We start from the raw sequence: 15,316 nt of genomic DNA, 5'->3' as shown, positions 1-15,316 counted from the left end.
CCGATGCCAGTATAGGCATCGGATTTTGATTTCTTGCGGCCAAAGGTCAAGCGAGAAGGCTTAACTGACTGGCATTAGGCGCGAAGGCCCCGTTTTTGTTCAGGCTCGGGTTTACTGACCCGGAATGTCCTTGCGCAGTTTCACCGGATCCTGCTGCTTTTTCTTTTTCGCGATGGCGGTGCGCATCTTGATGTTTACCGCTTCCACCGCCAACGAGAACGCCATGGCGAAGTAGACGTAACCCTTCGGCACATGCACATCGAAGGATTCGGCGATCAGCACGGTACCCACCACCAGCAGGAACGACAGCGCGAGCATTTTCAATGACGGGTGCTTATCGATGAACTCGCTGATCTTGCCGGCCGCCAGCATCATCACCAGTACGGCGACGACGATCGCGGCGACCATGACCGGCACATGGGACACCATGCCGACCGCAGTGATCACCGAGTCCAGGGAGAACACGATGTCGATGATCGCGATCTGGATGATGGTGTAGATGAACTTGCCACCGGCGCCCTTGGGCTCCTCGTGGGTTTCGTCTTCGCCTTCCAGCGCGTGGTACATCTCCTGGGAGCTTTTCCACAGCAGGAACAGGCCACCGAAGAACAGAATCAGGTCGCGACCGGAAATGCCCTGGCCGAGGACCACGAACAGGTCGGCGGTCAATTGCATCACCCAAGTGATCGACAGCAGCAGCATGATGCGCGTGACCATTGCCAGCGCCAGGCCGAAAATCCGGGTGCGCGCTTGCATGTGCTTGGGCATGCGGCTGACCAGGATCGAAATCATGATGATGTTATCGATGCCCAGGACGATCTCGAGGGCCGTCAGGGTGAAGAAGGCAATCCAGATCTCCGGATTGGTCAGCCATTCCATGTGTATTCCTTTGCGCAAGTGTTGAACCGCGCCGGTCTGGAACCGGCGCAGTGGGTTGTACGGTTATAGAGTGCTGAACAGCGGAAAAATCCCCATCAGCAAGGCGGCGAACATTATGCACAGGCACACCAGCACTGCCCACTTCAACGTAAAGCGCTGGTGGTCGCCAAATTCGATACCGGCCAGGGCCACCAGCAGGTAGGTCGAGGGGACCAACGGGCTGAGCAAGTGCACGGGCTGACCAACGATGGAAGCGCGGGCCATTTCCACGGCGGTAATGCCATAGTGGCTGGCGGCTTCGGCGAGTACTGGCAGTACGCCATAGTAGAACGCGTCGTTGGACATGAAGAACGTGAACGGCATGCTCACCAGCGCGGTGATCACCGCCAGGTACGGGCCCAACGCTTCAGGGATGACCGCCAGCAGGCTCTTGGACATAGCATCGACCATGCCGGTACCCGACAGAATGCCGGTGAAAATGCCCGCCGCGAAGATCAGCCCCACCACCGCCAGCACGCTGCCGGCGTGAGCGGCTACGCGGTCTTTTTGTTGTTGCAGGCACGGGTAGTTGACGATCATCGCGATGCTGAACGCCACCATGAACAGCACCGGCAGCGGCAACAGACCTGCAATCAGAGTGCACATCAGCGCCAGGGTCAGGGCGCCGTTGAACCAGATCAGCTTCGGACGGCGAGCGTCCGGGTACTGCGACACACTGATCTCGCTGTGGTCGATTTCGTCGCCTTGCAGGTGCAGTTCACCCAAGCGCGCACGTTCGCGCTTGCCGTACATGTAAGCGATCACCAGGATCGCCACCACGCCGGCGGCCATGGCGGGGATCATGGGTACGAAAATATCCGACGGGTCCACATGCAGCGCACTGGCGGCGCGGGCGGTGGGGCCACCCCAGGGGGTCATGTTCATCACGCCACCGGCGAGGATGATCAGGCCGGCCATGATCCGCGGGCTCATGCCGATGCGCTGGTACAGCGGCAGCATGGCGGCTACGCAGATCATGTACGTGGTGGCGCCGTCACCGTCGAGGGACACCACCAGGGCCAGCACCGCGGTGCCGACCGAGACTTTCAGCGGGTCGCCCTTGACCATCTTGAGGATCTTGCGCACGGCCGGGTCGAACAGGCCGGAGTCGATCATCAAGGCAAAGTAGAGGATGGCGAACATCAGCATCACGCCGGTCGGCGCGAGCTTGGTGATGCCTTCGAGCATCATCGGGCCGATCTTCGGCGCGAAGCCGCCGAACAGCGCGAACAGGATCGGCACAATGATCAAGGCGATCAGCGCGGACAAGCGCTTGGTCATGATCAGGAACATGAACGTGATGACCATGGCAAAGCCAAGGAAAGTCAGCATAGGAATACTCCAGGCGTAGCGCGGCTAGGGAATGGCGAACCGGAACGGTTCAGCGCAGAACGACAGTCACGAGGCTTACGGATGGAGTTGGAGCGAACAGGCGGGTACGGACGGACATCGGGGATCACCATTGTTGTTGTGTACAGCCGGTCTGTTGCCGGCAGTTGGGGGCGATCCTAGACGCGTAAGCTTTCAGCCAGCTTTCGCTGGCAAAACAGTTGTTAGTGGGAAGATGCGCGGTCTTCAGGGGAACGCATGTCAACTATCGCGGTGGCTTCAGGGCAGTTCGAGGCCGCCCGCTGCCTTGTGCAGACTGCGCAGATGTTCACCGACCTGCTTGAGGTTGGCTTCACAGGCTGCAATCTCGGCGGCACGGGACGGATCCAGCAGCGCCCTCACCTCTTTGTCCAACTCGCCGGTCAGCGACTGCAACTGCTTCTGGCGCTCGGCACTTTCCGACTCCAGGCGCGTGGCTTCCGACGGTTGCGGCAGACCGTAGCCGCCACTGCCCAGCAGTTCAGCCGGGCGGCTGAGAAAGCCGCTGTTGGCAAGGATCTGTTGCAACGTAGCGTTGGCTTTCTCCATGCCGCCGTTTTTCAACTCGCGGGCGCCGAGGTAACGCTGCTTGACCTCATCCTGGGCCAGCATCAGCTGTTTACGGAAGCTCGCCTGTTCCAACAGCAGCAACGCCGCACTGGTGCGCAGATCGGCCTGGTTGAACCACACGCGACGTTGCTCGGCGCTGAGGGAGAGCCAGTCTTCAACCTGAGTCTGTTTGATCGGCAGATGTTTGCGCAGCACGTCGAACATGGCCTGGTAGCGTTCGCGGAAGGAGTCGAAGTGATACCCCAGGCGCAGCGCTTCACGTTTGTCGTCCAGCACGCTGGTATCGGCCAGACCGCGAGCCTGCAGTACTTCCAGCAAACCATTGGGTGTGATGTTGTCCAGGCCGGTCAGCTGCGGGTTGGCGCTGCCGCTGCGCAACAGTTTCAGGCTTTCCACGGCACAGTTATTGGACAGGAAGAAATAGTTGCCGTCGTAGCTCCAGTGCATTTCGGCGGCGTGCTCGACGGTTTCGTTGATCTCCCGGCGCGTGAGTTTCAGCGGGACGGAGGCCAGGCCGCGCAGTTCGGTCTTGGTGTATTCATCGATCACCTGCGCCAGCGGCAATACGAACAGCCGTGACGGGTACTTGCCCACCAGACCGTCCCAGCTCGACAGTTGCACGTCACCGACGAAAGCGCGGTAGGACAGCACCAGGTGCTGGTCCAGATCCAGCCGACAGTCCGGCCCACGCGGGCGGCCCGGGGCGCAGATCACCAGACGCAACATGCTGTGGCCCCAACGGCTCACCAGGTTCTGGTTGGCTTCGGCCAGCAAGTAATCAATCTGGTACACCCGCTCGGGATCGATATGACCCAGCGGCGTTTTGGCGAAATCGTTGCCGGCATTGAGAAACGCGTAAGTCTTGGCGCAGGCATCCTGTTCGGGCGGGGCCCAGCCGAAGTGATCGCGGTAGTAACGGAACAGTGCCGGGCGCCGGCAAGCGTAGCTCGGGTCGAGGAGGAAGTACTCCATATTGACCGCGACGAATTCCAGCGGGCTGGTGGTTTCGTACAGGTCAGGGCTGCGCACCACCTGGCGGTTGTGTTGTTCGCGTTCGCCGCGCCTGCCGACGTATTGTGGCCAGCCGGCGAGGTCGAGCAATCGCGGGTCATCGCTGAGGGTGAAGCGTCGGTCGTTCTGGCCACGGCACTGATCCGGCAGGCCGATCACGCCGGTGATGCTGTTCTGGCGACTGCAGCGCTGGATCAGCCTGCGTTCGTCTTCGGGCCACAGGCGCGCGCGATCATAGATGTGAGTCAGTTCATGCAGGACCGTGGCCAGCATTTCCCGGCGCACGGTGCCGTGGGGGCGATTGGTTTTATGCGTGGCGGCGCTGCCGTCGGTCAGGCTGGCCAACAGGTTGCGGTTGAGGTCCAGCTCAGACACTAGGGAGGCTTGGCCGTAAGCGTTTGCAGGCATCTGGTCGGTCCAGCCGACATCGATGCGTCGGTCCAGTTGCTCGATAAAGCGCGGCGGCAATGAGCGCATCGCGTCATCGAGCAATGCCTGGCTGGCCTGCTGTTCAGCCGGGCTCAAGCCCTCGGTCTTGAGCCGCAGTTGCAGGCTGGCCTGGGCAGCGCTGGCGCATAGCAGCACAGTCCCGGCCAGGAGCCAGGCCGCGAGGCGCCTCACAGTGCGAGGATGGCTTCGGCGAGAGTCTGATCGCTGGCATCGCGTGCTTCAGGCAGGCGGGTTCGAAGAGTATCGAAGGCGGCCTCCAGTTGCGCGCCACGGATTTCGCCGTTGGTGGCGACAAAACTGGCGGCGTCGTCGTGGGCTTCGCGTACGACCTTGGAGTCGCGGATGGAGGTGGTGGTGTCCGAGGTGAAATCAATGGTGCGACCGGAGGCGCGCACAATGATGTTACTGGTGGCCACCAGGGTATGCGCCTGGGCAACATCGGCCAACAACAGCAGGCCAAGGGTGGCGACGATCAGCGGGCTACGCATGGAATGACTCCGAAATACAAAGGTGATTATTGGACGAGAATTGCTTTCGCCAGTTCAAGGTCGCTGGCGATAAGTTTTGGCTGGCTGTGGCGCAGGTAATCCAGCGCCGATTCCAGCCGTGCTCCCCGCCACTGGCCGTCAGTGGCAATGAAAGCGGCGGCATCATCCTGGGCCGCCATGACGACTTTTCTGTCGAAAGGTGCGGAAGTCACTTTGCTGGTGGCGTACGCGCTCGCGACGGTGCCCTGAATGGTCACGTCAAAGGCAGAGGCAATGGGCGACCAACTGGCAGAAAACAACATAGGAACGATGAGCAAACGGTATGAAAAAGCCATAGCACTCGACAACTGAAAACGAGCGGCAAGGCTAGCGCAAAGCCCCGGCAAGGGCCAGTGCGAAGGCATCCGGGAGCGGCAGAGGCTCCCGTTGCATGGTGTTTCAGATCGCCAGGATGGCTTGGGCCAATTGTGCGTCCGTCGCGGTGTTCAATTGCGGAGCTTGTTGGCGGATCTGAGCCAGGGCGCTTTCCAGCTTCACACCACGAATTGCACCTTCGCTGGCGACAAAGCTGGCGGCGTCGTCACGGGCGGCGCGTACGACCTTGTTGTCACGTAGGGACGAAGTGGCATCGGAGGTAGCGTCGGACGTGGCTTTCAGGGCGCCAACGATGGAGTCGGTGGTCACGATAAAGCTGCTCGCGTTGGCAGTGGTAGCCAGGGTCAATAGCGCAGCGGCACTCAGCAAGCGAAGACGGGACATGGTGTGACTCCTTTAAATGAACGATAAGTGGTGCAGAACAGTCGTTGGGGATCAGACGCCTGCTCCCCGTGCTTCGCCACTCGGTTGCTGGATATTAGTCGCCACTTCTGCCTTCGGATAGCTTCTTGACTGCTTAGTCACGCCAGAAGGGCTTGGACAGCTCGGCAATACGATCACCCTGCGTGATGCCTGCATCGGCCAAGTCTCGCGGATCAAGCTGAGCCAACTGGCGCCTACCGTGAGCACGCTGCGCCCAACGGCCAAGGCCGTCGACGATACGCCGTGTCAGCCGCTTATACAGAGCGTCTCGATTATTCATGGAAGGTGCCTTCGATTAGGTCTGAAGCACCATAGTGATCGGGCTATATCGAGCGATACAGATACACCGCGGGTAAATTGTACCGCTAAAGTGTTCTGTAATTATAACTGTACTGGTCTAGATATAGCGCTTCTGTTCAGCGCCAAAAATCGAATCCCCCAAACGACAAAGCCCGCCTCCGGTTTCCCGGGGCGGGCTTTGTTTTGTTCAATCTGGTTGCTGGCAGTGGACCTAAGCAGGTCAGGGCCAGCGAGCGCTCATTAGCGCCAGAACGGCTTGCTCAGCTCTTCGTAGCGTTGAGCTTCGCTGATACCAGCATCAGCCAGCAGACGAGAATCCAGACGAGCCAGTTGGTGACGGCTGGAGATGCGGCGCTGCCACAGCATCAGGTTGGCCAGAACGCGCAGAGGCAGAGCGGCTTGGTGGTTGACGGCTTTTTCGGAGAACAGTTCGGAACTGAGTGTACGTTCCATGATGACATCCTTCCGCTTGTGGCGGGATTAGGTAGTGGTTTAACTGATGCCAATGATCCTCTTCCAGGGCAAGACTCTCTAGATACAGTTCACCTGTATTGTGAGGGGGCAGTTAACTGTTTAATGAGGCTGTACGGTACGGAAATGGGGCAACTGTACCTGTCTGCACCTAAATGGTGCGAAATTGGCATTTTTCAGAGGTTGAGTAGGAAAAGGAGGTAGGAAATGACCGGTACAGCAGTACAGTTTTTTAAATTTTGGCGGGTTGCTTAAGGAGCTGAGGCAACTGTACTTGCCTCAGCCCCGAGGTGTGTGAATCAAGCCTTCAGCATATGCCCGGTTTCTTCCAGGTTGATGTGCCAGCTCAGTGCCTCGCGAAGGATGTGCGGGGTGTGGCCGCCTAAAGCGCGCGCGGTCTCGAAGTAGGTGTTCAGTGCATCGCGGTAAGCGGGATGTACACAGTTATCGATGATCACCCTCGCCCTTTCCCGTGGCGCCAGGCCACGCAGGTCGGCCAGGCCGACTTCGGTCACCAGGATGTCCACGTCATGTTCGGTGTGATCCACATGGCTCACCATTGGCACCACGCTGGAAATCGCGCCACCTTTTGCGATCGACTTGGTCACGAAGATCGCCAGATGCGCGTTGCGCGCGAAGTCGCCTGAACCTCCGATGCCGTTCATCATCCGCGTGCCGCACACATGGGTGGAGTTGACGTTGCCGTATATGTCGAACTCCAGAGCGGTATTGATACCGATAATGCCCAGGCGCCGCACCACTTCAGGGTGGTTGGAGATTTCCTGAGGGCGCAGCACCAATTTCTCTTTGTAGCGTTCCAGGTTGCCGAACACGTCGGCGTTGCGCCGTTCCGACAAGGTGATCGAACTGCCCGAGGCAAAGCTCAGCTTGCCGGCGTCGATCAGGTCAAATGTCGAGTCCTGCAGTACTTCCGAATACATGGTCAGGTCTTCGAATGGCGAGTCGATCAAACCGCACATTACCGCGTTGGCAATGTTGCCGATCCCGGCCTGCAGCGGGCCGAGTTTGTTGGTCATGCGCCCGGCGTCCACTTCTTGCCTGAGGAAATTGATCAAGTGGTTGGCGATGCTCTGGGTGTCATTGTCAGGCGGGGTTACGGTAGACGCAGAGTCGGCCTGGTTGGTGATGACGATCGCGGCGATCTTCTCTGGCGGAATCGGGATTGCGGTGCTGCCGATGCGGTCATCTACCTTCACCAGTGGAATCGGTGTGCGGGTCGGCCGGTAGGTCGGTATATAGATGTCGTGCAGCCCTTCCAGGTTCGGGTTGTGCGCCAGGTTGATCTCGACGATCACCTGCTTGGCGAAAATCGCGAAACTGGCCGAGTTACCCACGGAGGTGGTGGGCACGATGTGACCCTGCTCGGTGATAGCAACCGCTTCGATCACTGCAATGTCCGGGAGCTTGAGCTGGTTATTGCGCAGTTGCTCGACGGTTTCCGACAAGTGTTGATCGATGAACATCACCTCGCCTGCGTTGATGGCCTTGCGCAAGGTGCTGTCGACCTGGAACGGCATGCGTCGAGACAATACGCCGGCCTCGGTCAGCTGCTTGTCCAAGTCATTGCCCAGGCTGGCGCCGGTCATCAGCGTGATTTTCAGCGGGGAAGTCTTGGCGCGCTCGGCCAGGGCATGGGGGACGGCCTTGGCTTCACCGGCACGGGTGAAGCCACTCATGCCGACGGTCATGCCGTCTTCGATCAGTGCGGCGGCGTCAGCCGCGCTCATGACCTTGTTCAACAGCGAAGGCAAGCGGATACGATCACGGTACATGAATTGTTATCTCAGGCTACGGAAGCAAGGTGGGCAGTGTAGTGATTTCAAAAAAATTCGGCCCGCTACCATGGTCGAATGCGAGCTAGCGATTTAGAGCCTTTGGTCGGGATTCATCCCGCAATAAAAAACCCCAGCCTACTGCAGGCCGGGGTTTAGGGTATTGCGCTGGCGCAGTGTTATTCGACGGCCTTGACCATGTCCTCGATGACCTTCTTGGCGTCGCCGAAGACCATCATGGTTTTGTCCAGGTAGAACAGCTCGTTATCCAGGCCGGCATAACCGCTGGCCATTGAGCGCTTGTTGACGATGATGGTCTTGGCCTTGAAGGCTTCCAGGATCGGCATACCGGCGATTGGCGAGTTCGGGTCGTTCTTGGCGGCCGGGTTGACCACGTCGTTGGCGCCCAATACCAGCACCACGTCGGCCTGGCCGAACTCGGAGTTGATGTCCTCCATCTCGAACACCTGGTCGTAAGGCACCTCCGCCTCGGCGAGCAACACGTTCATGTGTCCAGGCATACGGCCGGCCACCGGGTGGATCGCGTATTTCACTGTGACGCCGTGGTGAGTGAGCTTCTCGGTCAACTCTTTGAGCGCATGCTGCGCCCGCGCCACTGCCAGGCCGTAGCCTGGGACGATGATCACGGTGTCGGCGTTGGTCAGCAGGAAGGTCGCATCGTCGGCCGAACCGGATTTCACCGGGCGCGCTTCTTTTGAGCCAGCGGCCGCCCCCGCGTCCGGTGCATTGCCGAAGCCGCCGAGCAGTACATTAAAGAAGGAGCGGTTCATCGCCTTGCACATGATGTACGACAGGATCGCGCCGCTGGAGCCCACCAGCGAACCGGCAATGATCAGCATCGAGTTGTTCAGCGAGAAACCGATACCGGCCGCCGCCCAGCCTGAATAGCTGTTGAGCATCGAGACCACCACCGGCATATCCGCACCGCCGATCGGGATGATGATCAACACGCCCAATACGAACGCCAGAGCCAGCATCAGCGCGAAAGCGGTGAGGTTGCCGGTGAACATGAATGCCAGCCCCAGACCCAGGGTTGTCAGGCCCAGTACCAGGTTCAGTTTGTGCTGGCCGCCGAACTGTACCGGTGCGCCCTGAAACAGGCGGAACTTGTACTTGCCAGACAGCTTGCCGAACGCGATTACCGAGCCGGAGAACGTGATGGCACCGATGGCTGCGCCGAGGAACAGTTCCAGGCGGTTACCGGCAGGAATCGCATCGCCCAGGTGTTTGACGATACCCAGGGATTGCGGCTCGACCACCGCCGCGATGGCGATAAACACGGCGGCCAGGCCAATCATGCTGTGCATGAACGCCACCAGCTCCGGCATCTTGGTCATTTCTACACGCTTGGCCATGATCGAACCGGCGGTGCCGCCGATCAGCAGACCGACGATCACATAGCGGATGCCGGCAGTGGCCAGCTCAGCGCCGAGCTTATAGATGAGCCCCACGGTGGTCAGCACGGCCAGGGCCATGCCCAGCATGCCGAACAGGTTGCCGCGGCGCGACGTGGTGGGGTGCGACAGGCCCTTGAGTGCCTGGATGAAGCAGATCGACGCGATCAGGTAAAGCGTCGTGACGAGATTCATGCTCATTACTTCGGCGCCTCTTCTTTTACTTTCGCGGCTTTCTTCTTGAACATCTCCAGCATCCTGCGGGTAACCAGGAAGCCGCCGAACACGTTGACCGCAGCCAGGGCCACGGCCAGGGTGCCCATGGTTTTGCCCAGCGGCGTCACGGTGAGGGCGGCGGCGAGCATGGCGCCGACGATCACGATGGCGGAAATCGCGTTGGTCACCGCCATCAAAGGCGTGTGCAGGGCGGGCGTGACGTTCCAGACCACGTGGTAACCGACATAAATCGCCAGCACAAAGATGATCAGGTTGTAGATACCGGGGGAGATAAGCTCTTCCATCGTCTGAATCCCTGCTTAAGCGTTTTTGCGGATGACTTGGCCGTCGCGGCACATCAGGCACGCGGCGACGATGTCGTCTTCGAGGTTGATTTCAAATTGGCCTTCCTTGGTGAAGACCAGCTTCAGGAAGTCCAGCAGGTTGCGCGCATACAGCGCCGACGCGTCGGCGGCAACTGCGCCCGCGAGGTTGGTCGGGCCGCAGATGATCACGCCGTTTTCCACCACCACCTGGTCGGCCACAGTCAGCGGGCAGTTACCGCCTTGGGCGGCGGCGAGGTCAATGACCACCGAGCCGGGCTTCATCTGCGCGACAGTGTCGGCGCTTAGCAGCGTCGGTGCCTTGCGGCCGGGTATCAACGCAGTGGTGATAACAATATCGGCTTGTTTGGCGCGCTCGTGCACGGCCTGCGCCTGACGCTGCATCCAGCTGGTGGGCATCGGGCGGGCGTAACCGCCGACACCGACGGCGCATTCGCGCTCTTCATCGGTTTCGTAGGGCACGTCGACAAACTTGGCACCGAGGGATTCGATCTGTTCCTTCACGGCCGGGCGCACGTCAGACGCTTCGATCACAGCTCCCAGGCGTTTCGCCGTAGCGATCGCCTGCAGCCCCGCAACGCCAGCGCCAAGGATCAATACGCGCGCGGCTTTAACGGTGCCGGCGGCGGTCATCAGCATAGGCATGAAGCGTGGGTAGTGATGGGCGGCGAGCAGCACGGCTTTATAGCCAGCAATGTTGGCCTGGGACGACAGCACGTCGAGGCTTTGGGCCCGAGAGGTGCGCGGTGCGGCTTCCAGGGCGAAGGCGGTGATGCCGCGCTCGGCCAATTTGGCGATAGTTTCATTGCTGAACGGATTGAGCATGCCCACCAACACGGTGCCGCTTTTAATCAGCGCCATCTCGTTATCGCTGGGAGCGACCACCTTCAGGATCAGCTCGGCGCCAAATGCGTCGTTGGCGCTGCCAAGGGTGGCACCTGCCGCTTCATAAGCACTGTCGACAACGCTGGCCTTGAGGCCCGCTCCGCTTTGTACAGTGACCTTATGGCCCTGGCCGATCAGCTTCTTGATGGTTTCCGGGGTGGCAGCCACCCGCGTTTCACCGGTCTGGGTTTCGAGAGGAACACCAATGTGCACGTCAAATCTCCTGCATGATCTTTTTGCTTTTGATCTTTTTGTAAAAAGGCCAGTGCACCGCGAGAGGCGCAACTGGGGCGGCCGATCAGCACGATCCCGCTGAAATGACAGCGGGGCGCGGCATTTTGCAGGCGAACTTTACGGCCTTCAAGGGATTATGACGGGTGACGAAAAATTAACTACAAGTCACCCTGTGACTGATTGTCGCAACTCACTAAAATAACCTCTTTAAATACAAGTGATTAAAGGGTTTCAGGCATTTTTAGCGGTTTTTGTCATCGTTGTTGTGAATAGTCGTGCATTGGCTCGTCGTGGTCGCTGTAAGCCATGATAATCATGGCTTTGGCGCGCATTCTCGGTCGATAGATACAGTCTGCATAAATGCGACATATACGTATATCTGTAGGATTTATAAATAGCTGACTACAGAGTCAGTAATTTGAGCGACCCTTTAAATACTGGGGCTGTAGCGTTGTGATTGCTCGATGAGCCAGTCCCTGAAGGCGTGCAGCGACGCTGATTCGACCTTTCTGTCAGGAATCATCAGGTAATACGCCTTGGCGCTGGTCAGCGGCTCTGGGCTCGCAATCACCAATTGATGCTCATCCAACTCTCGCTGGATCAAAAACGGTGGGATCAACGCGATGCCCATATCGTGCATGGCTGCCTGAGACAGCATCGAGAATAGCTCGTAACGAGGTCCTGTCATGTCGCGGGGAACGTTCAGTTGCCTGGCGTTGAACCACTGGCGCCACGCATAGGGCCGAGTGGTTTGCTGCAGCAGCGGCAGTTCTGCGATTTCCTGGGCGCTGAAGTGAGTGCGATTGCCCAGCAAGCGCGGGCTGCAGATTGGCACCGGATTCTCTCCCATCAAGCGGTGGGATTCGGTGCCGGACCAATCGGCATCTCCGAAATAGATCGCAGCGTCAAAGTCAGTATCTGCAAATAGAAACGGCCGCGTACGGTTGGTGAGGTTCACCGTGACTTCCGGGTGTTGGCGCTGGAAATCCTTGAGCCGTGGAATCAGCCACTGCGTGCCGAATGTCGGGACCACCGCCAGCTCAATCACATTGGCGCCTTGTTGGCCCATGACGGACAGGGTGTCGCGTTCCACCGCATCCAGTTGCGTAGCGACCCGACGGCTATATGACAGTCCCGCTTCTGTTAGCTTCACGCCGCGCCGCGAACGGCGAAACAGTTCCACGCTCAAGAACTCTTCAAGGCTGGCAATCTGTCGGCAGATGGCGCCTTGGGTCAGGGAAAGTTCCTGAGCGGCCTTGGTGAAGCTCTCGTGGCGGGCCGCCGCTTCGAAGCTGACAAGGGCGGTGGTGCTGGGGATTTTTCTGCGCATGTACCTTGTCCTCACTCATAAAGCGAAATTTCACGGCATAAAACTGTTTCGAAGTGAGAAATTAGCACAACCTTATGCTTAAACCTCGTTTGCCCAGAGCGATTACCCAGCCTAGGCTTGCTCCACGACTTCCACTGTTCTTTGCGAGGACTTAACTCATGGCTGGCAAGGCAAGCTTCAACTGGATCGATCCGCTTCTTCTGGATCAACAGCTCACCGAAGAAGAGCGCATGGTGCGCGACAGTGCTGAGCAGTTCGCTCAGGACAAACTGGCGCCGCGTGTGCTTGAAGCCTTCCGTCATGAGAAGACTGATCCTGCAATTTTCCGTGAGATGGGTGAGACCGGCCTGCTGGGCGCAATGATTCCCGAGCAGTACGGCGGTAGTGGGTTGAACTACGTGAGTTACGGCTTGATCGCGCGCGAAGTGGAGCGTGTCGATTCCGGCTATCGTTCGATGATGAGTGTGCAGTCGTCGCTTGTGATGGTACCGATCAATGAGTTCGGTACCGAGGCGCAGAAGCAGAAGTACCTACCAAAACTCGCCTCAGGCGAATGGATCGGTTGCTTTGGTCTGACCGAGCCTAATCACGGGTCTGACCCTGGCGCGATGATTACACGTGCGCGCAAAGTGGAAGGCGGCTACAGCCTGACGGGCGCCAAAATGTGGATCACCAACAGCCCGATCGCGGATGTGTTTGTCGTCTGGGGCAAGGATGATGCCGGTGATATCCGCGGCTTCGTGTTGGAAAAAGGCTGGAAGGGGCTGAGTGCTCCGGCGATTCACGGAAAGGTTGGCCTGCGGGCCTCAATCACCGGCGAGATCGTTATGGATAACGTATTTGTGCCGGAAGAAAACATCTTCCCGGATGTGCGCGGCTTGAAAGGGCCCTTCACCTGCCTGAACTCTGCGCGCTATGGCATCTCCTGGGGGGCTTTGGGTGCTGCCGAGTTCTGCTGGCACACCGCCCGCCAGTACACATTGGATCGTCAGCAGTTTGGACGACCGCTGGCGGCCACCCAGCTGATTCAGAAGAAGCTGGCTGATATGCAGACTGAGATCACCTTGGCACTGCAGGGGTGCCTGCGTCTGGGGCGTATGAAAGACGAAGGTACGGCCGCAGTTGAGATCACGTCGATCATGAAGCGCAACTCATGCGGAAAGTCGTTGGATATTGCGCGGATGGCGCGTGACATGTTGGGCGGCAACGGCATTTCCGATGAATTCGGAGTGGCGCGTCACTTGGTGAACCTTGAGGTGGTTAACACCTACGAAGGTACTCACGACGTGCATGCCTTGATATTAGGGCGCGCGCAAACCGGGCTTCAGGCCTTCTATTAATAGGAGTATGGGCATGGGCGCGCTTTCCCATTTGCGGGTACTGGATCTTTCGCGGGTATTGGCCGGCCCTTGGTCGGGACAGATCCTTGCAGACCTGGGGGCTGAGGTGATCAAGGTCGAGCGACCGGTAAGTGGTGACGATACGCGGGCCTGGGGTCCCCCCTTTCTGAAGGACGCTTTTGGTGAGAGCACCGGCGAGGCGGCGTACTACCTGGCGGCCAATCGGAATAAAGAGTCGGTCACGATCGATTTCACTCGGTCGGAGGGGCAAAAGCTCATACGGGACCTAGCGGCCAAGTCCGACATCCTGATCGAAAATTTCAAGGTCGGTGGTCTGGCGGCTTATGGGCTGGATTATGAGTCGCTCAAGGAGATCAATCCTGAACTGATCTATTGCTCAATCACAGGGTTTGGCCAGACAGGACCCTATGCGGCGCGAGCGGGCTACGATTTCATGATTCAGGGGCTGGGTGGGCTCATGAGTCTGACCGGACGGCCTGAAGGCGACGAGGGAGCCGGGCCTGTGAAGGTGGGGGTAGCGTTAACCGATATCCTCACCGGGCTCTACTCGACTGTCGCGATACTGGCTGCCCTGGCCCATCGTGATCATGATGGTGGCGGTCAGCACATTGATATGGCGTTGCTCGATGTGCAGGTCGCCTGCCTGGCTAACCAGGCGATGAATTATCTGACAACTGGGATCGCGCCAAAGCGCCTGGGTAATGCTCATCCGAATATTGTGCCTTACCAGGACTTTCCTACTGCCGACGGTGACTTTATCCTGACGGTAGGTAATGACGGGCAGTTCCGGAAATTTGCGCAAGTGGCTGGGCAGCCGCAATGGGCGGATGACCCGCGGTTTTCTACCAATGGGATGCGGGTGGCCAATCGCGCCGAGTTGATTCCGTTGATTCGCCAGGCCACTGTCTTTAAAACGACGGCGGAGTGGGTGGCGCAGTTGGAGAGTGCCGGAGTTCCGTGCGGGCCGATCAACGATTTGGCGCAGGTGTTTGCTGATCCGCAGGTCAAGGCGCGTGGATTGGCCATTCAACTGCCCCATCCGCTGGCGGGGGAGGTGCCTCAGGTTGCCAGTCCCATACGTTTATCCAAGACACCCGTGGAGTACCGTAGTGCGCCTCCCTTATTAGGAGAGCATACCGTTCAGGTGCTGCAGAGCGTATTAGGTATTGGGCCGGATCATGTGGCTGCTTTAAAGGAGGCAGGTGTTATCTGAATCTTTCCTTCTATATAGATAGCTGTAGCAATACTGCTGGTTGGTTTTTAGCCAGCTTTAACTAATTGATAGAGAACGCAAATTAACGCTTGACGGCAGATTCCAGAAGTCTATAATTCGCCCCACTTCCGGCGCAGTCGAAACGGAAAAC

At 58.8% G+C, this 15,316-nt stretch carries 15 protein-coding genes; 2 read left to right on the top strand and 13 right to left on the bottom strand.

Annotated features, from left to right (window positions below):
* Positions 1–111: 111 nt before the first annotated feature.
* The 13 genes from ACFZPT_RS26390 to ACFZPT_RS26330 form a co-directional block, all read right to left on the bottom strand.
* Positions 112–879 carry a TerC family protein gene (locus ACFZPT_RS26390; RefSeq protein WP_034101741.1) on the bottom strand — a complete coding sequence of 256 codons (768 nt, stop codon included), beginning with the start codon at positions 877–879 and terminating at the stop codon, positions 112–114.
* A 63-nt stretch (positions 880–942) separates the two neighbouring features.
* Positions 943–2,250, bottom strand: coding sequence for a CitMHS family transporter (locus ACFZPT_RS26385; protein WP_034101743.1), 1,308 nt, complete (start codon positions 2,248–2,250; stop codon positions 943–945).
* Between the two features lie 276 nt (positions 2,251–2,526).
* A complete protein-coding gene (locus ACFZPT_RS26380) occupies positions 2,527–4,488 on the bottom strand; it encodes a DUF4105 domain-containing protein (protein WP_034101744.1) in 1,962 nt (653 codons plus the stop codon).
* The gene (locus ACFZPT_RS26375; protein ID WP_034101745.1) at positions 4,485–4,805 is read right to left on the bottom strand and encodes a DUF2388 domain-containing protein; all 321 of its coding nucleotides are present in this window, start codon (positions 4,803–4,805) and stop codon (positions 4,485–4,487) included. Before ACFZPT_RS26375 ends, ACFZPT_RS26380 begins: the two co-directional genes overlap by 4 nt.
* 26 nt (positions 4,806–4,831) lie before the next feature.
* A complete protein-coding gene (locus ACFZPT_RS26370) occupies positions 4,832–5,140 on the bottom strand; it encodes a DUF2388 domain-containing protein (protein WP_099312993.1) in 309 nt (102 codons plus the stop codon).
* A gap of 103 nt (positions 5,141–5,243) precedes the next feature.
* Entirely contained in the window at positions 5,244–5,564 is a 321-nt protein-coding gene (locus ACFZPT_RS26365; protein ID WP_034101747.1) for a DUF2388 domain-containing protein, read from the bottom strand.
* 133 nt (positions 5,565–5,697) lie between these two features.
* Positions 5,698–5,883, bottom strand: coding sequence for a DUF1127 domain-containing protein (locus tag ACFZPT_RS26360; RefSeq protein ID WP_034101748.1), 186 nt, complete (start codon positions 5,881–5,883; stop codon positions 5,698–5,700).
* A gap of 260 nt (positions 5,884–6,143) precedes the next feature.
* On the bottom strand, positions 6,144–6,356 hold the full coding sequence (locus tag ACFZPT_RS26355; protein WP_034101749.1) for a DUF1127 domain-containing protein: 213 nt from the start codon (positions 6,354–6,356) through the stop codon (positions 6,144–6,146).
* Positions 6,357–6,673: 317 nt separating this feature from the next.
* Positions 6,674–8,167, bottom strand: a complete 1,494-nt coding sequence (locus ACFZPT_RS26350; RefSeq protein ID WP_099312994.1) for an acetyl-CoA hydrolase/transferase family protein — start codon at positions 8,165–8,167, stop codon at positions 6,674–6,676.
* 179 nt (positions 8,168–8,346) lie between these two features.
* A complete protein-coding gene (locus tag ACFZPT_RS26345; RefSeq protein WP_379555937.1) occupies positions 8,347–9,783 on the bottom strand; it encodes an NAD(P)(+) transhydrogenase (Re/Si-specific) subunit beta in 1,437 nt (478 codons plus the stop codon).
* Positions 9,783–10,103, bottom strand: a complete 321-nt coding sequence (locus ACFZPT_RS26340) for an NAD(P) transhydrogenase subunit alpha (protein ID WP_034101753.1) — start codon at positions 10,101–10,103, stop codon at positions 9,783–9,785. Before ACFZPT_RS26340 ends, ACFZPT_RS26345 begins: the two co-directional genes overlap by 1 nt.
* Before the next feature lie 15 nt (positions 10,104–10,118).
* A complete protein-coding gene (locus ACFZPT_RS26335; protein ID WP_034136374.1) occupies positions 10,119–11,240 on the bottom strand; it encodes a Re/Si-specific NAD(P)(+) transhydrogenase subunit alpha in 1,122 nt (373 codons plus the stop codon).
* Between the two features lie 451 nt (positions 11,241–11,691).
* Positions 11,692–12,591, bottom strand: coding sequence for a LysR family transcriptional regulator (locus ACFZPT_RS26330; RefSeq protein ID WP_034101755.1), 900 nt, complete (start codon positions 12,589–12,591; stop codon positions 11,692–11,694).
* A gap of 158 nt (positions 12,592–12,749) precedes the next feature.
* On the opposite strand from ACFZPT_RS26330, the gene ACFZPT_RS26325 reads away from it, so the two are divergent.
* Both ACFZPT_RS26325 and ACFZPT_RS26320 read left to right on the top strand, forming a co-directional pair.
* Positions 12,750–13,931: an acyl-CoA dehydrogenase gene (locus tag ACFZPT_RS26325; protein ID WP_010207882.1), complete on the top strand. Its 1,182-nt coding sequence runs from the start codon at positions 12,750–12,752 to the stop codon at positions 13,929–13,931.
* A 13-nt stretch (positions 13,932–13,944) separates the two neighbouring features.
* On the top strand, positions 13,945–15,165 hold the full coding sequence (locus ACFZPT_RS26320; RefSeq protein WP_099312995.1) for a CaiB/BaiF CoA-transferase family protein: 1,221 nt from the start codon (positions 13,945–13,947) through the stop codon (positions 15,163–15,165).
* Positions 15,166–15,316: the final 151 nt, after the last annotated feature.

This window comes from Pseudomonas sp. MD330_10, from assembly GCF_042610415.1.
Classification (GTDB): domain Bacteria; phylum Pseudomonadota; class Gammaproteobacteria; order Pseudomonadales; family Pseudomonadaceae; genus Aquipseudomonas; species Aquipseudomonas rhodesiae.
Note: the sequence above shows the minus strand (reverse complement) of the source record. Positions and strands in the feature narration are given on the sequence as shown.